The sequence below is a fragment of the Streptosporangium sp. NPDC002524 genome (assembly GCF_040295985.1).
GTDB lineage: Bacteria > Actinomycetota > Actinomycetes > Streptosporangiales > Streptosporangiaceae > Streptosporangium.
On record NZ_JBEOWK010000032.1, the window covers coordinates 54709 to 77173 of the forward strand.

General features: G+C 66.6%; 12 protein-coding genes and 1 riboswitch. Of the genes, 8 read left to right on the forward strand and 4 right to left on the reverse strand.

The window, feature by feature from the left end; translation table 11 throughout:
* Window positions 1-168 precede the first annotated feature (168 nt).
* Complete coding sequence (locus ABT053_RS37670) at window positions 169-1416, reverse strand: helix-turn-helix domain-containing protein (RefSeq protein ID WP_350975885.1); 1248 nt, start codon at window positions 1414-1416, stop codon at window positions 169-171.
* Between the two features lie 187 nt (window positions 1417-1603).
* Here ABT053_RS37670 and ABT053_RS37675 point away from each other — a divergent pair, with 187 nt between their 5' ends.
* The 3 genes from ABT053_RS37675 (at window position 1604) to ABT053_RS37685 (ending at window position 5510) form a co-directional block, all read left to right on the forward strand.
* The gene (locus tag ABT053_RS37675; protein WP_350975887.1) at window positions 1604-1981 is read left to right on the forward strand and encodes a hypothetical protein; all 378 of its coding nucleotides are present in this window, start codon (window positions 1604-1606) and stop codon (window positions 1979-1981) included.
* Window positions 1982-1983: 2 nt separating this feature from the next.
* Window positions 1984-2193 carry a hypothetical protein gene (locus ABT053_RS37680; protein ID WP_350975889.1) on the forward strand — a complete coding sequence of 70 codons (210 nt, stop codon included), beginning with the start codon at window positions 1984-1986 and terminating at the stop codon, window positions 2191-2193.
* 1409 nt (window positions 2194-3602) lie between these two features.
* The gene (locus ABT053_RS37685) at window positions 3603-5510 is read left to right on the forward strand and encodes a hypothetical protein (protein WP_350975891.1); all 1908 of its coding nucleotides are present in this window, start codon (window positions 3603-3605) and stop codon (window positions 5508-5510) included.
* A 142-nt stretch (window positions 5511-5652) separates the two neighbouring features.
* Window positions 5653-5863, reverse strand: a riboswitch (cobalamin riboswitch).
* A gap of 174 nt (window positions 5864-6037) precedes the next feature.
* On the opposite strand, the gene ABT053_RS37690 is transcribed toward ABT053_RS37685, so the two are convergent.
* Together ABT053_RS37690 and ABT053_RS37695 are read right to left on the reverse strand one after the other, a co-directional pair.
* Complete coding sequence (locus ABT053_RS37690; protein WP_350975893.1) at window positions 6038-6565, reverse strand: hypothetical protein; 528 nt, start codon at window positions 6563-6565, stop codon at window positions 6038-6040.
* 408 nt (window positions 6566-6973) lie between these two features.
* A complete protein-coding gene (locus ABT053_RS37695) occupies window positions 6974-7987 on the reverse strand; it encodes a bacteriocin fulvocin C-related protein (protein ID WP_350975895.1) in 1014 nt (337 codons plus the stop codon).
* Between the two features lie 755 nt (window positions 7988-8742).
* Between ABT053_RS37695 and ABT053_RS37700 the strand changes: the two genes are divergently transcribed.
* The 5 genes from ABT053_RS37700 to ABT053_RS37720 all read left to right on the forward strand — a co-directional run bounded on the left by ABT053_RS37700 (window position 8743) and on the right by ABT053_RS37720 (window position 18804).
* Window positions 8743-12489 (forward strand): DUF5005 domain-containing protein, encoded by a 3747-nt coding sequence (locus ABT053_RS37700; protein ID WP_350975896.1) that lies wholly within the window; start codon window positions 8743-8745, stop codon window positions 12487-12489.
* A 297-nt stretch (window positions 12490-12786) separates the two neighbouring features.
* Complete coding sequence (locus ABT053_RS37705) at window positions 12787-13167, forward strand: hypothetical protein (RefSeq protein WP_350975898.1); 381 nt, start codon at window positions 12787-12789, stop codon at window positions 13165-13167.
* 723 nt (window positions 13168-13890) lie between these two features.
* On the forward strand, window positions 13891-14748 hold the full coding sequence (locus ABT053_RS37710) for a hypothetical protein (RefSeq protein WP_350975900.1): 858 nt from the start codon (window positions 13891-13893) through the stop codon (window positions 14746-14748).
* 106 nt (window positions 14749-14854) lie between these two features.
* Window positions 14855-15715 carry a nucleotidyltransferase domain-containing protein gene (locus ABT053_RS37715; RefSeq protein WP_350975901.1) on the forward strand — a complete coding sequence of 287 codons (861 nt, stop codon included), beginning with the start codon at window positions 14855-14857 and terminating at the stop codon, window positions 15713-15715.
* Window positions 15716-15948: 233 nt separating this feature from the next.
* Complete coding sequence (locus ABT053_RS37720; protein ID WP_350975903.1) at window positions 15949-18804, forward strand: hypothetical protein; 2856 nt, start codon at window positions 15949-15951, stop codon at window positions 18802-18804.
* A gap of 235 nt (window positions 18805-19039) precedes the next feature.
* Here the strand turns inward: ABT053_RS37720 and ABT053_RS37725 are convergent, their stop codons facing one another.
* Window positions 19040-22240 (reverse strand): hypothetical protein, encoded by a 3201-nt coding sequence (locus ABT053_RS37725; RefSeq protein WP_350975905.1) that lies wholly within the window; start codon window positions 22238-22240, stop codon window positions 19040-19042.
* Window positions 22241-22465: the final 225 nt, after the last annotated feature.

The following is a 22465-nucleotide window of genomic DNA, read 5'->3' on the forward strand; positions in this document are numbered from 1 at the left end:
ACGGCGCCCCCTTCTGGACCGATCCGGCACGGCAACGCCACCGCTCGTCAGATCGCTAAGGAGCGGACATCTTCATAAAGATCATGGGGGACTGACGAATGAATCGTACGGACTTGATAGGTCTGTTCGGCTATTCAAGTGCCACCCAGTTCGTCACTCAGAAAATGATCACAAAGTCACACCGGAGCGACGCGCCAGAGCATGCAGACCGGAGAGCTTGCCGTGGCGGTCCCGGTGAAGCAGATCGGTGATCACCTGCCGGGGGCCGGTCCGCCGTACCTCGGAAGGGGCGATCTTCTCGGCGACCAGGAGCGCACGCACGGCGCGATCGGTCTTCCCCCAGAGCGTGTAAGCCTCGGCGATGCCCGTGTAATAGCTGGCTCGACGTTCCAGGGTCGGGATCTCTTCCGGAACGATGTCCCTGGCATGCTCGATGGCTGTTCCGGCGTCTCCAAGAACGATGGACACACCGATCTTGTAGGTGGCCACATGGCCCGCGCTGAGCACGAGCTTGGGCGCGTGTCGTGCGGCCTCTTCGGCTTCTTCCAGCATGCCAAGGGCGTTGTCACGGTCTTCCAACCGAGCTGCAGCGATGGCGCCGGTAGACATCAGCGCCCCGTACGACCCCCAAGCAGAGGCAGAGGCGGAAGGCAGTTGCGGGCGCAGTAGTTCCGCCGTGCTCACGGTGATGTCACGGGCCTTGCCGTAGTCCATCGCCCGGTGGAAAAGACTGGCCAGGTCTCGACGTGCTTCCCCTATGGCCTGGAGATCACCGCTGGCGTGCGCGGCCCGCTCGCCCTGATGGGCGGACACCCACGCGTACGGTGAGGCGCTCAGCTTGATCAGCGTGCGGGTCGTCAGGTGGTAGACCTGTGCGGCTGTGGCGAGATCAGCCGGGGCGGACGCGTCGCGGGCAACAGGGATCAGCTCGGCGAGATCACCAGCGAGATCGGCGTAACGGGCGGCGGTGAAGTCTCGCCGGGCACGGGTGACGGCACGGGCGAACGACGCATGCGTGAGGACAGGTCCCGAGGTGGGCTCGTTGGGAATGAGGGCATCACGCAGGCGCGCAACCGCTGCCGCGCTCTGGTCCGGCTGTCCGACTCCATCGGTCAGCCCGACTCCCGCAGCAATCGCCGCGCTCTTGATGAACATGCGTCGCTTCGTTGCCCTACCTCCTGTGCTCGTCTCCAGCATAGGCAACGGGCTTCCATATTGGTTCACCCATGCTTCGACGAGCTTCCCCCCTGCCCCAAGGGCATCGTCGGCGAGTTCGGCCAATACCCGTTCCGGGTTGCGTTTTCCCTGTTCAACGCGGCTGAGATAGCTCTTGGAAAAGTAGGTCACGGCGTGAAGGCCGGATAGCGAAATCTTCCGTTGCTGGCGGTACCGGCGCAATTGTTCCCCGAAGCTCATCGTTGCCTCTTCCTGTTGCCACGTTGCCTCGCTCAGGCAACCCCTCGTTCGGAGAGATACCAATCACACATGCTTCCAAGTGGCTGCACAACAGAACCGGAGATTGGCGCAACGCATAAATGGCGGACCCGCCAGAACGACACCACTCGTTCGGCGGGTCCTTGATCGCACACTGGAGGTGCGACCCATGGACAACTGTAGAGCCGTCCCGCCCGCCGTTGACGAGGCGACGGTGGAGAGCCACGACAAGGCGCTGGCCGTCGTTCAGCGACTTCTCACCGAGCAGGGAATCCGTGCCCACCGCCATCACACGATCAGCCTAGGGTTGTTCGCCAACAGTGAGGCCGCCTGGCCCGACCAGCCGCCGCTTCGGTCGTGGATGGAGCGACACCCGCCCGAGCTGACCGTGAAAGGTCCGCAGGGCTGGCGCATAGCCACGGTGACCATCGGGCCGCGCTCGGGCAGTTACCTGGTCTCCCTACGCGACGGCTCCGGCACCCAGACGGTGAGAAGCGAGCATCCCGAACAGGTGGTTGCCCTGATCGTGGCTGCCCGAGGGGCGTGACCGTGTACGGCTGGGTCATCCTGGGCGACGCGGCCACGAAGCGCGTCAACGGCCAAGAGATCATCATCACTGCCGGGCGATCGGGCAACCTCGGGGCGGCCATCAGGGCTTGGGAGGACAAGGAACGTCACCGAATGGCGTACGAACTGGGAAACCTCGGTCGCTTAGTCAACGACGCATTAGACCGGCTACGGCAGACCAGGGACATCTGACGGCAGCGGGGATAGGTTCCTCTTGCTGTTGGTAGCCATGTCATCCGCTGGCAACCCGACCAGAAGCACAAGGCCGCCAGACCCGAGCATCAGAAGCGGGGCGACAGAAATGTCACTCCCACCATTCGAGCGTTCCTGATGAACACGAGCGGAGCGGCCGGCGCAATCCGAAAGACCCCGGAGGGGCCGCGTAGCGGTTGGGCTAGTGGTCGAAGCGGGCGGCAGTGCGTCCACGGTCGGCGCGGTGTTCGGTGCGGCGGGCGGGCCGGTGCGGCGGGCGGCGAGGTCCGGCCGTCCGCGCCGGGCGGGCGCGGGACGGGACCGGCCTCCAGGACGCATGCCCGGCCCCGATGTCCGCGCGGCGCGGACGGGCGCTCCGCGCCGGACCGCGGCGCGGAGCGCTGACGCTTCAATGACGCAGATGAATCTGCGGCCTCTTCGTCCCGAAGGAATCAAAGTTGAATCGAGGCCGGCGCACGTCGACACGAACGCCTATGAAGGCGGTTCGTGAAGGACAGCCGAAGTTCACCGTTGCCACACGGACGAGATCGGGAAAATCCTGCTTCACAGCGATCTGAAGGCCTTTCACAATTAATGCAAGGCCATTCTAAAGTTGTTCTGATTCACTTGGCAATTGGCCATTGACAACGCGGCCGGTGGCCAAGTCCACCGGGGGGACCTCAAGGGTGGCACGAGCAGGCGTGCGCCTGACGTCCTCCGAACGGCGCCCGCCGGTGACCTGGCTCGCGCCCGACGTGCGGCGGGGGCCTGTCCCCCCTTGTGACAAGCGGCGTAACCGGTTGCCGCGGCGCCCGTCACCGTGGCCGCGACCGTCGACGGCCCGCGCCGGCGTCGAGACGAACCGTTGATTCGACATTCTCGAATTCTCGATGAGGAATCCGTCGATCAGTCAGGAAAGTTTACGAATCGAAACCCTTGACAAAGGGTCTCGCATTTATCAAGGCTGTGATCGGGTACCAAATCGAAGAGGATTCGAGTTATTCGAATGGCAACGACAGGAATGGCGACGACGAGGAAGTCGTCGAGCACGACCAAGGCGTTCGGGCCGCTGGAGACGGTGGCGTCCGCAGGCACGGCTTCACAACCCCCATCGGCCAGGACGTGACGGCCGCCCTGGTCGACGACTCGACCGGAAGCACGCCGACGAGTGCGACTCACGGGTGACGCGTACGTCTCGCACGAACTTCCCGGCACCTGTCGAGTCGGGTGCGACCGCGACGCTCGTGCCCACCGATGGTGGCGGGAAGGAGTTACCGCGCGCGAGCGCGACCGATGAGTGAACCGAACCAGCGCACATCGGCACCCGTGACGGGGACCGCGCCTCACGCGCGGCCCCGAGGCCCGGAGCGGCACGAACGGACGCCTTGCTCAACGAAGAAGGAAACGCAATGAGAGCAACAACTCGCAATCGCAGACGTCGCTCGGCCGTGGCGGCCCTGAGCGTGATCACCCTGGGGGCATCTCTGCTCTTCGCCTCGACGTCGGCCGCCGCGGACGGGCTCGGCGCCTCGACGTCGGCCGCGGACGAGCTCAGCGCCTCGATCATCCTGGGCGAGGTCAACGAGGAGAACGGTCTCCGCCAGATCGAGCAGGGCGACGGCACGACCGCTCCCGTGACGGTCGGCGGGCGGAGCGCACGCAAGACCGTGCAGACCTCGGCACCGGCGCAACACATGTACTTCCAGGTCGACGACGCGGTCGCCTTCGACGGCGCGTTCGTCGCGTGCCTGCAGGTCGAGTACTTCGACGAGGGCGGGGCCACGTTCCGCGTCCAGTACGACTCGACCAGCAGCGCGTACGCCGGGACGGGTTCGGTGAACCGCACCGGGTCGAACACGTGGAAGACGGCGGGCTTCGAGCTGATGGACGCCCGGTTCGCCAACCGCGAGAACGGCGGCGCCGACTTCCGCGTCGAGGCGGGCACGACCGGGGTGACCTTCAACAACGTGAAGTTGACGATCATCCAGAACGACGACGGCGTGACCCCGCCGTGCGCGGCCGCCGATCCCGAGCCGGAACCCACCCCCATCCGCTGGCGGCTCAAGTACGACGAGCCGTTCGAGAAGAAGATCCGCACTGAGGCGAGCCCGTGGGTGCGCGACGACTACAGCGATCCGGTCGACGACTTCAACGACGACAACGGCGACCTCTACCGCCTTCAGCTCGGTCCGAAGTTCGACGCGGCGATGGCGACCATGCGGACCTACCGGCAGGAGACCGAGTTCGGCAAGGACGGCTGGCTCACGGCGTCCCTCTCCACGCGCGAGAGCGGCGGGCGGGTCGACGACAGCTACACCGACACCGCCGAACGTCCGTCGATCAAGACGGAGAAGCTGGAGACCGTGGGCGCCGTCGCCAAGATCAGCGTGCCTCACTACACAGGTGGCGCGATCATCCGCAACACCGAGCCGCTGCCGAAGTACTACCGCATCGAGTACGACCTCAAGACGCTCGACTTCGGCGGCCTGCGCAACGGCTCGCTGTTCTACGACGGCAAGTACAACGGGTACACCCTCGGGGAGTGCAAGACGTTCTACCCCTGGGTCAGCAACCCGAACGACATCGACCCGGCCGACCCCTGCGCCACCCGCTCCGTGCGGGAGGACAGCAACGAGGCGTACAACGCGTTCCACTTCATGTCGATCCTGGACTTCCCGGCGATGCCTCGGAACCTGGCGATGTACCACTGGCACCGCAAGGTGCTCATGGACCAGTTCAGCCCGGCCCCGTCCCGGAACACGAACGGCTACGACGTCTGCAACTCGGCGACCGGTGAGAAGTACCCCTGGGACACGAGCAACCGCACCACGGTGAACATGCTCTACTTCACGGGTTCGCTCGGTCAGTCGCAGACGTTCGTGACGAGCTGCGACCGTCGGCCGGTTTCCGGCGTGCAGAAGTCGGCCGTGGAACTGCAGCCCGAGCTGATGCCCCACAAGGACTACGCGTTCGCCATCGAGCGCACCGAGGCGGGTTACACGCTCGAGGTGAGCGGCGTCTTCAAGAACGTCGGCAAGCAGACCTACCGGTTCACCCGGGGCTTCATCGACGACGACGCCGGCGTGATCGGGGCGAACGTCCCGATCTTCCACTACAACGTGGACGCCGGGGAGTACAACGGCCAGTTCAACACGTCGCACACCGCGCAGGGCGCGTTCGGCTCCAAGACGTGGGACAACCAGTGGCCGGCCGGCTCGGCCTACCCCGACTACTTCGTCATCGGTGAGCCGTACACGAACGTCGGTGAGGGCCAGGCCCGCATCGACAACATCCGGCTGTACGTGCCGAAGAACTAGGCACGGAAAGGTCGCGATCGAACCGACGCGGCCGCGCCCCTGGGATCTCAGCCTCACCCGGGGGCGCGGCCCGCGCTCCGGATTCACATCCGGGAAAGACGCATCCCAGGCGCTCCCACGAGGTCACGGATCACCACACCGGACGGCGCACAGGCGACTGGCAGGTCTCCGGACTCGCAGGCGTCTTACACACTTCCTACTGAGTCGCTTCCCAGATGCACACGCACCCAGTGCCGATGACGGCGTTCGTTCCCACTCACCGCCGCGGGGCAGTCCCGGAATCACACCGGGTTCCCTCTTACGACTCCTGACACGAAGACGACGCCGGGAGAACCAACCGCGCCACGCCCATAACCCGCTTCCCTCGTCTTCGGACGGAGCCACCGCCCGACGGTCGAAGAGGGACGGAGCCTCGCCGAGGCCACCCGACGAAGCGAGGTCGTCCACCGGTATCCCTATCAGAGGGCCGGCTCGTCACTCACCTCGACGTCGGGTCCTGATTCGGCTCTCGTCGCTGTACGCCCGTGTCAGGAGCCTGAGTCGTCCCTGAGGTCGGGCCGGTCGCGCCAGCGCAGCCAGGCCGCGTAAGCGAGTCCCAGGCCGAGGAATGCCGCCAGCAGCAGTCCCTCACCGAGAACGTGCAGGAAGTAGACCGGCGGATTCACGTCGATGACCCACCAGGCGTCGATCGCGGAGTAGAGGAGTTGGGCTACGCCGATGACGGCTACCCATCGCACGCGGGAGGTGGCCGCGGCGGTGACGTAGGCGGCCGCGATCGGCCAGATCCAGCCCGGGGGGGACCAGGAGACCAGGTGGTAGACGAAGATCGCGACGATCGACAGCAGCAGCACGGTCATCGGCCACCGACGCCGTACGAGCAGAAGCGCACCGAGGACCAGGGCGACGGGGATCACGGCCGGCCAGGGCGAGCGCACCCCCGTGGCCAGGGCGATGGCGACGAAGACCACCACGGTGAGCGCGGCGATCCCGAGATCGACGATCCTGGCAAAGTGACGGACGACAGCCGGTGCACGCACCGGCGACGATTCGACCACGTGCGCTCCTTTCCGAGCGATGCGGTATTGCGGAGCAGTTTGACGAGTCCTCGATATTTGTCCGGCGGATGATCACCTAATCACACCAGATCGAAAAACTCGAGACATGATCGAACCTAGTCTTTCATGTGCCGAGCGTGTTTTGGCGGGAAGCGCCGAAAGCACCACACGGGTGTCCCGATCCGGAATGGGACGCGGGCAACGGACAGCACCGTGGGGATGGACGACGACGGAAGTCGGCCACCCCCATGGCAGGAAAGCGGAAGAATATCAATGAGTTCGGCCCGGCGTCGAGACGCTGTGATCAGCGACGATATCCACGGCGAGACGCGGCCTTGGAATCAGAACGCGCTCTCGACGCCGCCTCCGCGCCCGGACGAAGATCGCGGCATGCCACGCCGACCCCGGCTAATAACAAATCAGCCCCTGGGTTGTCTGCGTGCAACACAGGCCGTTACAGAGGAAGTCCCACAGAAATCCGCAACCGGTCTCCTGATAGCAGCCGAAAGCTCCTCGATAGCAACTCATGCCTCCACACAGAGGGCTGCTCGTCGAGCACTCACACACACCCGCCGCGGCAGCGTGGGCATGGGGCGGTTGATCCGATGATGTGGAGGCCGGCCGGGGACCGAGGTTGGCGAACAGGGCGGCGGCGTCCTTCTCGCCGAAGGCGGCGACCGCCTTCTCCTGCAGCGAGACGAGTCGGTGATGCGTTTCCTCGGCGATCGGGGCGGCGAAGGTCTTGCTGTCGCCGGCCAGTTCCATGACGGCGTCGAACACCGCGTTCTGCTCCGCACTCGTGTTGGGCTGGGAGCCGCGGTGCTCCCTCAGGTGGTCGACCCACAGACGGCTACGTGTCTGAGGTGGGAGCGCGTTGAAGATGGCCCGGCGGTGCTCCAGATCGTGGGCGCCGAAAGCCTCATAGGTCTGCGGAAGGTTCGCCTTGTTGGCCTGGACCCACCTCTCCGCGGGCGAAGGGTCGGCCACGGCGGCCTGGGCGAGCGATGTTCTCCCGGCGATCACGGACACGGCGACACCGAGGCCGGCCAGTCGCAGGAAGTTGCGACGGCCCCCGCCCGCGTCGGCGGACGAGGTGGCGTGCCGCTCCTCCTTTCGGTTCTCGCCAAGGGCGGTCAGCAGGCCGTACGTCCCGCGGACTCCCAGACGCGCGGCGAGCCGGATCGCCATGGCCGCGCCCGTCCACGCGCGCACGTCGTCATGTCCGACCCTGATGAGGGTCGGCGTGTACGGCGCGTCGTCGCCGAGTGCTTGCTTCCGCCATGCGACGACCTCTGGATGCATGAGCGGAACGATCTCAAGGCGTTGCCCGGCGAATTTCTTCACCTTGTCGGCCAGCCCTCGACATTGGCCGCAGGAGGCGTCGAAAGCGAGAATCCATTGAGGGCTGGAATCGACCTGCACGATGTGTTCTCCCTTTATTCGCATCTGCGTGATGAGAGGGAACCTATGAGCCGCTTCGGTACCCGTCAAGCGGCCATCCTATTTAGGATAATTTTGCAGATCAGTGGTATCAGTCACGATCCTTCGTCAAGGATGACGTGGAGACATTCGCGTCGCACACGGAGGGCTGTGGGCCGATCAGCGCATCGTCACGAGAGGAGGACCGGGAAGTAAACGGAGAGAACAGGCCCCGCGGGAGCTTGCCCATTTCTTGAGCAATCACCCCGTTGAATCGGTGACGTCACCGTCGGTAATGGAATGTCAACCGGTGCAACGGGCGCACCGTCACCGCCGACGATAACCAGATGAGGCCGGCGAACACGCACCGTTCGCGACCGTTGACTTCCTTGTCCGCGACTCGCGGATGTCACCTCTGACACTTCGAAGGTCTGGCGTTATGTTCGTACGCCGCTTTCTTGCTGCCCAGGAAAGCCCCATCGTGACTTTCCGGAGCCCTCGACATTGGAACACCAAGCCGGCAGGTCACCGTATGCGCTTCATGATAGCGCTGCCAAAATTTTCGGCGATACGGCCGGTTCGGCGATCACCCAAGCGCGGTAACGCTCTCAAAAGTTTGTTACGCAAATCGCCCTCCCTATGCTTTTCCGGCGATCCGCGACTCCCTGTTGATGGATGGAGGATTTTTGTTTCTTACCAGAAGTCGTTCCCGGGTATGGGTCACGACCTTGGCGATCGCCGGTCTCCTCGCGGGCCCTATGCAGTTGTCCGCACTGTCCGAAACGGCTGAGGAATCGTCGCCAACCCCCATTCCATCGACCGCGCCCCAGCAGCCGAAACCGCCCGAAGACCAACCCAAGCCATATCAGCCGGTCGAGCGGCCGGAAAGCGAGCTGCACAAGAAGCTCGCGGCCCAGAAACCTGACTTCGGCGATGAGGATCCGCTGTCGCAGGCGTGGAATCGCGGCGAGATCGGCATCGACGAGTACGTGCGCCATTCGGTCGAGCGTCTGGCCGGCCCGGACAACGTGCCGGCGAAGTATCGCGCCAAGGAGGGCGTGCCGCACGAGGCGGGTCTAGCACTTCACTACGCGCTGTCCCTGGCCGAGCGGCAGGCCTCACCGGAGACCAAGGCCTGGCTGGCCGAGATGTTCAAACAACCCGATCCGGCCCCGGCCCGATCCGCGCCCACTCTTCCCTCCACTTCGGCGGCCGCGCCATGGACGGAATGCGGCGCGGGCCATACCTTCCTGGACAGCACCTTCTACTGTCGGCACACCGTGACCACCACGACCCGGTTCGACGTCTACTACAACATCGACGGCATCGGCGGCCCCGACGGCGTGCAGGCCACGGACACCAACGCCAACGGCGTCCCCGACGCGGTGGAAACCATGACCACCAACCTCACCAAGGCCTGGGAACAGTACCGTGCCTGGGGGTACGGATTGACCGGACAAAGCGTGGTCACCTACGTCGGATTCGATTTCTTCGGCTTCAACCCCAACCATCCGGGCGTCACTATCCCGACCGGAGGCCCGTCATCCAACGGTCCGGTCATCTTGTTGCCTCCTGACCCCGGCGATCCCAGCTCCGGCTCCTCGACGCGGCGAGATTGGAAATACACCTATCTTCCGTACCACGAGATGTTCCACGCGGTGCAATACCATCATCTGTCCAACCTGGAACTGGGCGCCAATCTGACCTCGATCAACTGGTGGATGGAGGCAACCGCCGAGTGGGCCACTCACGAGCTGTACAAAAAACTCAACCCCTCCGGGCCGGGCAACGGCGCCTATGCTTCGTCGCTACCACTGTTCCTGGGCGAGCCGACCGAGGCTCTGAACACGGCGCAGGAAGTATGGAGCCCCTCGTCCAAGCGGCAGTACGGAGCGTTCATCCTGGCGAACTACCTGACCGAACGGACCACTTTCGACTTCGTCCGACAAACGTGGCAGGTGATGAGTGGCAAACTTCCGCTTGAGGCCATTGAACAGGTGCTGAACGGCTACGGCCGCAACCTGAAAACGGAGCTGCAGGGCTTCGCAGTGGCCAATTATCGCCTAACCAACAAGACGACGAACTTGAGCGGATTTCTGGGGGCGGCCGACGGCTACGCCGACCCAGACGCTTCCACCACCTGGCGCAATTTTCTCCCGGGAAGCTTAGCCTCGAGGCCCAAACGGTCGGCCGAGAGGTCCTTGAGCTGGGGTGGGTCGACCAACGGCCTGGTGCTCATCCATCCGGGTGGTACGTCATATGTTGAACTGACACCGCCCACGAGCGGATCGGGCCGAGTCACGGTTCGAGTCAACGTCCAGGACAACATTCCATACGGGGATGTTCGGCCGTTACTGGTCGTCTGGCCGAAAAGCTCGGGAGCGCCGACGATGTCACCGTCGCGCTGGGTCCGGACCGATGCCGGTGGATCGGCGTCACTGTCCATCTCCTCCACGGAGATCGCCACTCTGATCATGCCGCGGGTCGACACCTATGCCGACAGCGGCAACGCGCAGAGCGGAACCGCCGCGCAGCAGGTGACGTGGTCAGCCTCGATGTCCACCGAAACGGGCGTGCAGGTCAACTCCACCCTGACCAACATGTTCAAGAACTACGGGGACAACGCCGGATGCGCGGACTGGAGCGGAGGCGACGCCACCCAGTCCGTGCGGTTGCCGTCGGGCAAGCGGGCCTGGTTCTTCTCCGACACCTTCCTCAACCACCCCAGCAAGCGGCCGGGGGGATTCGAGACCAGCTTCCTGCGTAACTCGATCGTCATCCAGAACGGCTCCGCTCTGCGGACGATCACCGGGGGGAACACGTGTAAGGAAACCGATCAGTCAGTCGACTTCTGGTCCCGCTACGCTCACACCCCGGTCGGAAACGGCTCGCAGTACTGGACCGGCGACGCCAAGGTCAACGGCGACAGAGTCGTGAAGTTCTATTACAGGGGCCTGGGCGGTGTGGACACCCGTGGCGCGTACGCGATCTTCCCCAACAGCGAGCTGGACAACAACACCGTCATCAGGAAAACCCCGACCGCGCTGGCCGACTGCTTCGTCTCCGCCCCCGATCCGATCATCTGGGGAACGGCCCTGGTGGAGCAGGGCGGTTATACCTATATCTATGGCCACGAATCCAAAACGGCACTCGGCAAGCGAATCTTTCTGGCACGTGTCCCGGCCACGTTGGACCTGACCGATCAGTCCCTCTGGCGTTATTTCACCGGAACCGATAGTTCGGGAAATCCCCAGTGGGGTACCTCGTGTTCCGCCTCTCGGCCTCTGGGGGTGCTGGCAGAGGCGGGATTCAGCGTCATCGACCTCAACAACCGGTTCTGGTTGGTTCACCATGCCGATCCGCACGTCACTCCAGGGCAGATCGTCGCCAACCCATCCACAACCCCGTGGGGATTCACCAACAACCGGATCAAACTGTACGACCCGCCGGAGCGCCATGTCAGCCCCAACTTCTCCATGGTGTACGAGGCACGCGTCCATGAGGGGCTGTCGTCGGATCCGAGCAAGATCGTCATCTCGTACAACGTCAACACCAACGCGGTGAACATCGGCTGCCGACCGTTGACGGACTACAACGCCGACACCTACCGGCCCAAGTTCATCGACGTTCCCGTCACCGCCTTCTTCTCCCCGACCTCCTTCAAGGCCGCGGCGCCGGCGATGGCCGAACCCGGGTCGGCGCCCGCCGACTCCACCGGGGGCCGCGGTATCCACCCGCCCGCCTTCACCGACACCGGGCGTCCGCCCAACGCCCCCGCTCCGCCGCCGGATGGCAAGATCCCGCGAACCAGCGCACAGGAGGCCGCCAAGACCCTGGCTGCCGTGGCGGCGGCTCCGGACAATTCCTGGTACGACAACACCGTCGAGCCGCAGAAGAGCAACGCCGGCTGTCCGCGGATCCAGGACCTGCAGGGCAGCGGCCTGACCGCTGCCGTCCAGCCATTGGCCAACGCCAAACTGAACTGGGACGATGTCGGCATGGGCGTCTGGTATTGGATCTACCAGCGCGACGCCACCGCAGGCCAGAGCTGGAAAAAGTTCGATATCTGGACAACGAAACCCAACGCCGATCTGGCACCACTCGATGGTGCCGCCAATCACGGGCACCGATTCGAGTGGTATGTCGTGCCCTACGCCAGCGGAAGTCATCCCGAGTTGGCCGCCACCAAGTCGAACACCGCCAGCGGTGTGATCAAATTGGCCAAGCCGGCTGCTCCGACCGGCGTCACCGCCACCCCAGCGGGCCCCTACAAGCTCAACGTGGCTTGGAACGGGGTCACCTTCCCCAGCAGTGCCGTGTACTACTACATCTATTACTGGACCGGGTCCCAAACTCCCGTAAGGCTTGGTCCGTGGGGAGCCGACCAGCGCAGCGCTCCCATGTACCCCCTGCCAGGAGGACAGTACTACTGCTTCCAGGTCGCCGCGGAAAACCTCAGCGGTGAGGGAAACAAATCCAACCCGACCTGTGCCACCGTCCAGTAGGAATCGTGGTCATAGACTCTGACTGGAAAAACCCGTGACACCGGGAGGCCGTCGTGAACGCGCGAGATGCGCTGGCGACCATGACGGCCTCCCGTTCTCGTTTCCCTCTCGACGGGCCCGTCACGCCTTTCACCCCACATCAAGGGCGGCAGTCCGGCGTTGGGAGCAGGGCCTTCCGGGCAGCGAACTTACTGCCCCACCCACCGGGACGACGGCCGTCCGATTCCCGGCACCACCTGTTCGCTGACTCCTCGCCCCCTATGACCAGCAGACGAAGCCGATCCGCTATCGCGCCTGATGGCGAAGTCCCTCAAGGAGGTCGCCATGGGCATCCGGAATTCGACGTCGTTCACGACGGCTACTCTGACCGGTGTTCGTCTCATAGGACTGACGACGGTCACCGCGCTCCTCCTCAGCGCCTGCGGTACGCCTCGCGATGGAGAACAATTCATCATCATCAACGCCACGCAAGAAACCGTCACGGTGAAGGGGAAGCTTAACAAGGGGTCCTTCGCCGTCCTCGCTCCGGGAGAGGACGTCGGCATCAGCCTGCCGGACTCCATGTGCCATCAGCCTGAGGCGACCGACGTCCTCGTGGCGACCAGCACGAAGACAGGAAAGTCTTACACATATGGTCCGCCGATCTGTTACGGCACAAGATGGACAATCGGAGGCTGACCAGAAATCTTCAGATGGGGTCGGTCGGCATTCGAGCGAACCGGATGGCGATCCCCACAAACGTCGAGGTGAGAAACCTCGACGTGACGCCGGTCGCCGACACTCTCCTGAGAGTGTCGGCGAGCATGATTTTCCGCCGGGCCTGTCAGGTCGGCTCGTGAAAGGCGCGAAGCTGGGCCCCTGCCTTCGAAGGATCATTCGTCGGGTGACGGCCGAAGAGGCGAGCCGACGACACCCGCGCTGGACCGACGTCGACCTCAATGGCGAGCGGGTCATCGTCCGCGGTTCGGCATCGTTCGTCGGCGGCGGGTGTCGGGTGCACCCGGGGCGGGCCGGACTGGACCAGGGCGCGGTCCGACGGCAGGGCGAGGCAGTGACGAGGACCTACGGTCGGGGCGACAGGTCCTGACCGATCGCTGTTTATCGGAATCCTGTTCTCGTGTCAACTTACCTCGGTGCGCCTTTCCAATGACCTGGGCCGTCGGCTTGCCGTCTTTTCGATAAAACCATCACATTTCGATTACCGGCGAACCGGCGGTGCTTTTATGCCTGGTGGTAACTCCTCGGCCCGTCGGCCCGAATTTTGTATGTGACAAAAAATTGACATTTATATTGAAAGTCCGGCTGTGGCGGCACACACTCGGCGTGGAGAAGGCCCACCCCCCAGCCTTTGGAGCCACAATGGACCGATCCGTAACCGGAATTCGCGGGCGCAGGAAAACGATGCTCCGGCGCCTCACGGCCGCCGCCGCCGCGATCCTCTCCGTGGCGTTCCTCTGCGTGCCGCCCGCCAGCGCCCTCGCGCTGCCGACGCCGAAGGATCTGACCGCTTTCCTCGACCTCGAATGCTTCAAGACCAGCCCGTACCAGCCGCCCGCCACCACGCTCACGCTGCGGCACATCAACCCGGTGCTCGGCAACCTGCCGATCGAGACCGTCACCCTCGGCCCGCGCGAGCAGCTGTGCGTCCCGGTCGCCAAGAACAACCAGCTGCCGCCGTCGTCCGCGCTCAACTTCATCAGGTTCATCGACCTGGCCTGCTACAGGATCTCCGGCACCACGGTGACCACGGGCCTCGTGCTCAGCCACCTCAACCCGCTGTTCCAGAGCCTGCCGCGCACGCAGGTCTCCCTGAACACCCCGCAGCAGCTGTGCGTGCCGGTCATCAAGAACAACGTGCTCCCGCCCGCCGAGGTGCTGTCGCTCGTCCGCCACATCGACCTCAAGTGCTACGGCATCACCCCCAACACCCCGCTGAACCAGCAGCTGTCCCTGCGCCAGCTCAACCCCGTCCTGACCCCGATCATCCCGACGCACGGCGCGGTGGTCCTCAACGCCCGCCAGCTGTGCGTGCCGGTGCAGAAGGCCGGTGACGTCATCCCGGACGAGGTGCTCAAGGTCGTCCGGTGGATCGACCTGGAGAAGTTCGACCTCTCCACCCCGGCCCTGCCCGCGGTCTCGCTCACCCTGCGGCACATCAACCCCGTCCTCGCCGGTCTCCCGATCGAGCAGGCCGTCCTCAGCGGCGCCAGCCAGATCGCCCTGCCGGTCGCCAAGAACGGCAACTTCCCCCCGGGCTGATCCCCCGGTGATCCTCCCGGGCTTCCCGGGTTGATCCCCTGGCCCCAGGGCCCCTCCACCGATTCCGGTGGAGGGGCCCTTCCGCTGTGTGGTCGAATACGTCCCCATGGACGACATGGACGACACGGCGCTGGAGGCGCTCGCGCAGCGGCTGGCACAGGTCCACGGGGTGGTCGCGGTGGTGCTCGGCGGCAGCCGGGCCCGTGGCACGCACCGCCCGGACTCGGACATCGATCTGGGGCTGTACTACCGGGGCGACCTGGACGTGACGGCGCTGCGGGCGCTGGCCGCGCGGGAGACCGGGGAGCCGGTCGAGCTGACCGAGCCGGGTGGCTGGGGCCCCTGGGTCGACGGCGGCGGCTGGCTCACCGTCGGCGGCCGGCAGGTCGACTGGATCTACCGTGACCTGGACCGCGTCCACCGGGTCTGGGCCGCCTGCCGGGAGGGCCGCTACGAGGTCGGCGTCCAGGCCGGGCATCCGCTGGGCTTCTACTCCCACGCCTACGCCGGTGAGGTGGCCCTGTGCCGGGTGCTGGCCGATCCCACCGGCGAGCTCGCCGACCTGCGGGAACGTACCCGCGTCTACCCCGCGGCGCTGGGCGCCGCGCTCGTGGGCGGCCTGTGGGAGGCGGACTTCTCCGTGGCACTGGCCCGGTACGGTGCGGCCGGCACCGACCCCGCCTACGCGTCCGGCTGCCTGTTCCGCGCCGTCGGCGTCGCCTGCCAGGCCCTGCACGGCCACGCGGGCGAATGGCTGATCAACGAGAAGGGCATGGTGGCCTCGGCCGGCCGACTGCCCGTCGCCCCGCGGGACTTCGCGGCGCGGGCGCGGAGGCTGCTCGGTCACGTCGGCGAGTCGGCGGAGCGGATCGAGCGGGTCGTCGCCGACGCGGCCGTCCTGGTGGACGAGGTACGGGCGGCCGTGTCACCCGGCACCCCCCGGGTCCGGTGGAACCGGTTCGGCTGACGCCCATGCCCGCCGCGTCCGGACGTCCTCCCCGGACGGCCCGCCCGGCAGGCAAGGATATTCGCGACAAAAAGGACATGTAAATCGTCCTGCAATTCCTTCTTGATTACCGGGGTGGAGGCTTCGGGAGTTCCGTGGGAATCCACGCGGAAAGGCATCGCGGTGGGACGCGAATCGTTTCCACCTCTCCCCGATAGATCGCTTCCACCTTTCCCGGAAGAAGAAGGATCACAATGTCGCACTCCGATTCGGCCTCCACCACCGGCACCCAGCAGAAAACGCAGGCCACCACTCCCGTGGCGTTGCCGAAGGGCTGGCAGGCGTTCGTCGCGAAGCCCGACGCGACCACCGCCGGGGCGGTGGCGAAGGCGCTGGAAGAGGACATGAGCCTGACCGACGCGCTCGCGTCCATGCGGCTCGTCGCCGAGGCGCTGGCCAAGCGCTCGGCGGGCGAGCGCAGCGCGATGTCCCGGCTCGTCGCGTCCCGGCTCAGCGGCGACGTCGCCCGCGGCTTCCTGAAGGCGACCGCCGCGGTCCGTCTCGCCCACTCGACGCTGGAGACGCCGAAGGAGCAGCCGGTGCCGCAGAGCGGGAACGTGCTGCACAGCCTCGACCTCCTGCCGCCGAAGAAGCTCCAGGAAGTCCCCGCGACGACCCCGCACGGCCGCGACCGGCAGAAGTTCGAGGCGCTCGACCTCGCCGCGGCGGGCAAGGTCACCGTCGACCTGGTCGAGCTGGAGCGGCGCACCGACGACGTGCGCGACGCCTCGTCGGTGGGCCACCTCCTGGAGGCGCTGGAGCTCGTCAACTCCATCGGCGGCAAGGCGGCGTACTCGAAGGAGCGCCGCGCCGAGCTGGGGCCGAAGGTGGCGGACACGACGCAGGAGCACATCGTCGAGCAGATCGGTTTCCGCGCGGCGAAGACCCAGCGCCTCGACAAGGGCGGCCTGTCGACCCAGAACCAGCTCGCGGCCACCTACTGGCGCACGAACTTCCGCGACACCCTGAAGGACTTCCTGAACAAGCTGCGGGTGAGCGGGAAGCCGGGGCCGAGCGACCTCCTGGTCAACAGCCCGCGCGTGCTGCGCAAGCTCGGGATGATGGTGGGCCCGGAGGTGCTGTCCGGGCTCAAGATCACGCCACTCTCCGGGACGTCGGGCATCAGCGTGCTGAGCGGCACCGACAAGCACACCGGCGTCGCGTGGGACGTCATCCTGGAGGAGCTCGGCGCGACGCCGTCGGCGTACCAGCTCTACGAGCTCATGGACATGGGCAAGAACCCGCCCCCGACGGACTTCACGGTCGACACGCGGGCCGACCTCGTGGAGCTCATCACCTGCAGCCCGTTCTCCCGCCTGCAGGAGATCGCGCGCGGCAAGGGCGGGCTGGCGCCGGTGTGCGCCATGGTCGAGCACCTCGTGCTGGGCCTCACCGACGAGCTCGGCCCGGATCGCTTCGACGCGCTGACCGCCAACGCCCTGGGCTCGCTGAGCCGGCTCCTCGACATCGTCGTGGAGAACGAGGAGAACCCGTCGGTGGCGATGCGCGCGGTCGACCTCATGATGGACGAGATCGGCATCGTGGTCGCCACGGCCAAGAACTACACGTGGACCGACTACCGGGAGACGATGCGGCAGGTCCTGCTGGAGCGGGCGCCGGGCATCGCGCCGCTGGTCGACAAGCGGATCCAGCTCGACAGCCACCTCATGTCGAGCGGCATGGACTCGCTCGGGACGGCACTGTGGATCGCGCTGTCGTCGCGGGGCCACGACCAGGTCTCGCGTCCCACCGAGGAGATCGACTACTTCGAGACCGGGCTGCTGCTCGGCAAGCTCAAGAAGGGCGAGACGGCGGCGCCGAGCGAGGACGTCCTGATCGCGGCGCTGAACCCGAGCACGCCCTTCGACGCGCCGTCGGCGGCCAAACTCGTGGTCGACGTGCTGAAGGGCCTGGAGACGCACAAGAAGGGTGACGCGCCGTTCGCGCTGATCCTCGACACCACCATCGAGGTCACGCCCAAGTCGCCCGGCGACCAGACCCAGCTCGACGTCGTGCTCTCCGGCCTGAAGGACGCCGTCGCCGACGGCAGGCTGGAGGTCTTCCTGTGCAAGAGCTTCCAGAAGTACGCCTCGTTCGGCACCGGCAAGGTGGCCGCCGGCGATCTCACGATGCTGTCGATGAAGGGCAATCTCGCGTCCGCGTTCGCGCGGTCCGAGGCGCTGCTGCAGGACCTCGACCTCGATCTCGCCCGGCACGACGAGGCGCAGCTCGTGATCCACATGCTCAGGCACGGTCATCGCGACGAGCTGGCGCTGGTGCGCAGCGCCGCCGGGAACGCCAGGTTCGTGGACGAGTTCTGCTGGCCGATCGACCGGTCGGACCGCAGGCAGGGGTCCTCGTACGTGGAGGGCATCCCGCTGCTCCTGCGCGGGACGCCCACCGGCAAGGTCGACGACCTGTTCAGGAACCTCGTCATGATCGATCGGCGCGACAGCTTCTCGTTCCTGCGGACGTCGTACGTCGGCGGCATCCCGGGGCCGTACGCGCGCATCAATCCCGGCCACGAGTCGAAGGAGACGATGGTCGAGTGCTTCTACGCGTTCGGCCACCTGGCGGCCAGCACGCCCCCGGGCGCGAAGGGGCCGGGCAAGACGCAGGTCGATCTCGCCGCGCTCACGCTCGGGACGGTGAACGAGCACCTGGAGGCGCTGGCCCGCGTCCCGAACACCGAGGACGCCGACATCGCGCGGTACCGGAACAGCATCGTGGCCTCGTACTGCGCGTTCGCGGTCCAGAACGTGCGGCCCAAGGGCAGCGTGGTGCCGCTGCTCGTCGAGTTCTTCGCGAGGCCGGCGGGCCGCGTCACGATCGAGACCCAGCGCTACCTCGCCGGCGAGCTGTTCTCGCTGGTGCAGGGAAGGGACCTCGACGACACCCCCGCCACCCTCGCGGCGCTGGGCCGCGCGGCGGTGGTCCTCCCCGCCTGGTGGTTCGCGCCCATCGCCGGGAAGCTGAAGCTCGGCCGGATCGGCGACTCCGAGGAGGCGAAGCGGCTGCGCGAGCTCGTCGACCGGGCCCTCGGCCGCTGACGGCGGCGAAGCCCCGGACCCGGCCCGCCGGACGCCCACGGTAAACGCCCGCCGTGGAACGCTCGCTTCGGAACGCCTGCCGCGGAACGTCTGCCGCTTCTGTGGAACGTCTGCCGCGGAACGCCTGCTGCTTCTGCGGAACGCCTGCCGCGGAACGTCTGTCGCGGAACGTCGCCCGGTGCCCGTCCAGGAGATCTGGACGGGCACCGGGCGATCGGGATGCCGGGGCCGGGGGTCAGTAGCGTTCGCTGAGGTTGAGATTGATCTCGGTCAGCACGGTCTTCGCCTCGCCGTACCTGAGCAGGTTGGCGAGGTTGTCGGGGAGCCTGAGGGTGGCGTGGGCGTGGCGCACGGCCTGGCCCACGGAGCGGAGGTCCAGCCTGGCCGCCACCAGCGAGACGATCCTCGTGGTGGCGTTGACGCGCCGGTCGGCGAGGTTGAGGTAGGTCGTCAGCAGCTGGGCCCGCAGGAGCTGCGACTGGCTGAGCGAGAGGCCGAAGACGTCCCTCACCTCGGCGCGGGTGAGGACCCCGTCGGGGGCCGAGCCGTCGGCTCCGTCGAAGCGGGTGTCGGTCGCCTGGACACGGGCCAGGAGTTCGGCGCTCTGCCGGTCGCCGTGCAACTGCCAGGTGAGCTGCGGCCAGGGGTTGCGGGTCGGGGTGACCTCGGTGATCTCGGTGGAGGCCGTGGCGCTCACCGGCGGGTAGACGCACCCGTTCGCGTTCCGGTACGCGGTGACGGCGGTGCCGGAGATCGTGCTGCCGCCGGCGAAGAGCAGGCCGGGCCGCGCGGTGAACTGGATCCTGCGGCTCTGGCCGCCGTCGAGCGTGCCGAGGGACCAGTTCAGCGTGGTCGTGCCGTTGGGATTGGCGGTCACGGACGAGGGTCTGGGACCGGTTCCCCTGTCGAGGGCCTGGTTGTAGTAAACCTCGGCGGGGAGGGTGTCGGTGAGGGTCACGCCGGTGGCGGTGGCGCTGCCGGAGTTGGTCACCGTCAGGTCGATCGTCATGGCCTCACCGGCGTTGACGGTCCGCGGCGCGCTCCTGGTCAGGGCGAGTTTGGGGGCGTGCACGGTGGTCGTGGCCGTCGCGGTGTTGTTCGCCGTGTTCACCTCGGGGTCGCCGCCGGCGTCCTTCGCGGTCACCGCCGCCCTGTTGGTCAGGACGGTCCTGTCGGCGGTGTCGCACGGGACGCGGTGGCCGAAGGTCTCGGTCGCCGATCTGGACGCGTCGAGGTAGGGGGTCGTCCTGGTCGCCGTGGTGCCGTCGGGCAGGGTGTCGGTCAGCTCGATCGAGGTGGCGGCGCCCGTGCCGATGTTGTCCGTCTTCACGCGGTAGGCGAGGGTGTCGCCGGGCAGGGCGTCGGCCCGGTCGACGGTTTTCGAGACGGCGAGGTCGGGGTCGTAGAAGCGGAAGAACTCGATCTCCCGCCGCATGACCCCGGTGAAGTCGATCTCGAGTCCGTGGTCGGTGTTCGCCGTGCCGTCGGACAGGGTGCCCGCGCGGTACTTGAGGTTGTTCCAGTCACGGAAGCCGAAGAGCGTGGTCCTGCGCGGGGCCGGCGCGTCGTCGTCGGCGTTGACGTCGACGGCCACCGTGCCGGTGTCGAAGATCGGCGTTCCCGCCGGGGTGAGGTTCCAGTTCCAGTTGAGCGGCCCGTTGCCCCGGCCGACGCGGTAGCGGCCGGCCGGGTCCGTCCAGAACGTGAAGTCGGTGCCGTCGCCGATCCCGGCGGACTCGTCCAGGCTCGCCTTGTTCAGCGGGGGCAGCGAGACGTTGGAGTAGTCGAGGCGGCGCTGCGCGGAGGTGATGTCGATGTTGTCCCTGAGCCGGGCGGCGGGCGGCGCGATCGGGATGCCGCCGGGGTCGAAGTTGTAGTTCATCACGCTGAGGTAGTTCGGCTTGTTGTTCGTCTTCTCGTCGCCGCCGTGCTCCAGGCCCAGCGCGTGCCCCAGCTCGTGCATGATCGTGCCCGCCTGGTCGCGCCTGGTCCCGACCTGGGCGTACTCCGAACCGGTCCCGATGTCGTAGAGCTGCTCGTCGTCGGCCGGGAACGTGGTGTTCGCCGTGGTGTCGATGTCGCGGTCGGGGCCCACCTCGACGGTCATGCCGAGCTCCACGTCGTCGCCCGCGCGGACCGTCTCCAGGACGCCGCCGGGGCCGGGGAAGATCGACGTGCCGGTCATCACGTCGTTGCCCGCCGGGACGGAGTCGAGGTTCCCGTCGGGGCCCGGGGTGATCTCGCTGCCGCGGCCGACCACGTCGTCGCCGGAGGGCGTCGTCTCCAGGACGCCGTTCGCCCCGGCCGACACGCCCGCCAGCCGCCAGGACCCGAGCGTGACGACGAAGTCCTTCACGTCGGAGCAGCAGCGGCCCGAGGTCCTGCTGGCGTTCTGCAGGTCGTGCGCGAGGATCGCGTAGTGGGCATAGGGGCGCAGCCGGTGGTGCAGGTTGTTCCGTCGCGCCGTCGCGAAGGCGGCGTCGTCCTCGGTCATGGTCGGCTGCTCGGTGACCGGGCTGCCGGGCACGTGGACGAAGTCGATGCCCTTGGGCTTGTGCACGCCCGGATAGGGGCAGGACGACGCGGCCGTGTTCGGCAGTTCCGCCACGTCGAAGGCGTTCACGACCTCGTCGACGGCGGCCTGCTTGGGCTGGTGCGAGTGGCCGTTCGCGGCCCCGGTCATGTAGTCGAGCTGGACGACGACCGACCTGCGGCAGGGGTCCGCGCCGAGCCGGGCGAGATCGGCGATCATCGCGCCGTTCACGTCCTTGACGCCGAAGCGCTCGACCAGGTCGGGGATGCCGTCCTGGTCCCGGTCGACGAGGGGCGAGTGTTCGAGGCTGAAGCCGATCCTGACCTCCTTGCCGTCGCCGAACTCGGGGAAGTTCGAGTCGCCGTCGCCCTTCGCGCAGGTCTGTCCCAGCTCGGGATCGTTGTCACACGGCGCGGCCGGCTCGACCCCGTCACCCGACCAGCCGCCGGTGACCAGGTCGTACTCGACGTTGAGCTCGACGTCGCGGTTGGCCGGCGAGACGTCCATCCTGTCGTCGCCGAGGCCGCCGGTGTCGTCGTCGTCCCAGATGCGGACGAGGACCGGGATCTTCGTCTGGTCGTCCTGCAGGGTGACGTTCTGGGTGAACACCCACTTCTGGTCGCCGAAGTGCGCCTGGCTCGGCCGGAACACGTCGTCCGCCACGGGTGCCCTGCGCTGGGTCCCGGCGGCGTCCCCGATCCTGACCTCGGGCAGGAACTCCCCTTCCTCGGCGATCCCGTCGTCGGGGATCTCGAACCGCTGGAAGTAGTCGATGCTGAACGTCACCGAGATGGTCGTGGCGGCCGCGGCGGGCAGGGCGGTCAGCATCGGTAACAGCGCGGCCAGCAACACTACGGCGAGCGAGAGGGCGATCGGCCGCCGTCTCGTCGTTGTGATGGTCATGGGACACCTCGGCATATTCGGGAAAGTTGCCTCAGCGTCTGCCATGGACCGGCAAAAGCCATGAGTATCCCCATACTCAACGCGAGCAACGTGAGCGCGGCGTGCTCCGCTTCGGTTCGCTTCGGTCCGCCTGGCCCGCCTTGGTCCGCCTCAGTCCGTCTCGGTCCGCCTTGGTCCGCCTTGGCCCACCTCGGTCCGCATCGGTTCGGCCTGGCCCGCCTGGTC

Excerpts from the sequence above, each read along its gene's own strand:
- ABT053_RS37710 (WP_350975900.1), top strand. The coding sequence starts at position 13,891 with ATGCTCCGGCGCCTCACGGCCGCCGCCGCCGCGATCCTCTCCGTGGCG.
- ABT053_RS37700 (WP_350975896.1), top strand. The coding sequence starts at position 8,743 with ATGCAGTTGTCCGCACTGTCCGAAACGGCTGAGGAATCGTCGCCAACC.
- ABT053_RS37705 (WP_350975898.1), top strand. The coding sequence starts at position 12,787 with ATGGCGAAGTCCCTCAAGGAGGTCGCCATGGGCATCCGGAATTCGACG.
- ABT053_RS37685 (WP_350975891.1), top strand. The coding sequence starts at position 3,603 with ATGAGAGCAACAACTCGCAATCGCAGACGTCGCTCGGCCGTGGCGGCC.
- ABT053_RS37725 (WP_350975905.1), bottom strand. The coding sequence starts at position 22,240 with ATGACCATCACAACGACGAGACGGCGGCCGATCGCCCTCTCGCTCGCC.
- ABT053_RS37715 (WP_350975901.1), top strand. The coding sequence starts at position 14,855 with ATGGACGACATGGACGACACGGCGCTGGAGGCGCTCGCGCAGCGGCTG.
- ABT053_RS37720 (WP_350975903.1), top strand. The coding sequence starts at position 15,949 with ATGTCGCACTCCGATTCGGCCTCCACCACCGGCACCCAGCAGAAAACG.
- ABT053_RS37675 (WP_350975887.1), top strand. The coding sequence starts at position 1,604 with ATGGACAACTGTAGAGCCGTCCCGCCCGCCGTTGACGAGGCGACGGTG.
- ABT053_RS37670 (WP_350975885.1), bottom strand. The coding sequence starts at position 1,416 with ATGAGCTTCGGGGAACAATTGCGCCGGTACCGCCAGCAACGGAAGATT.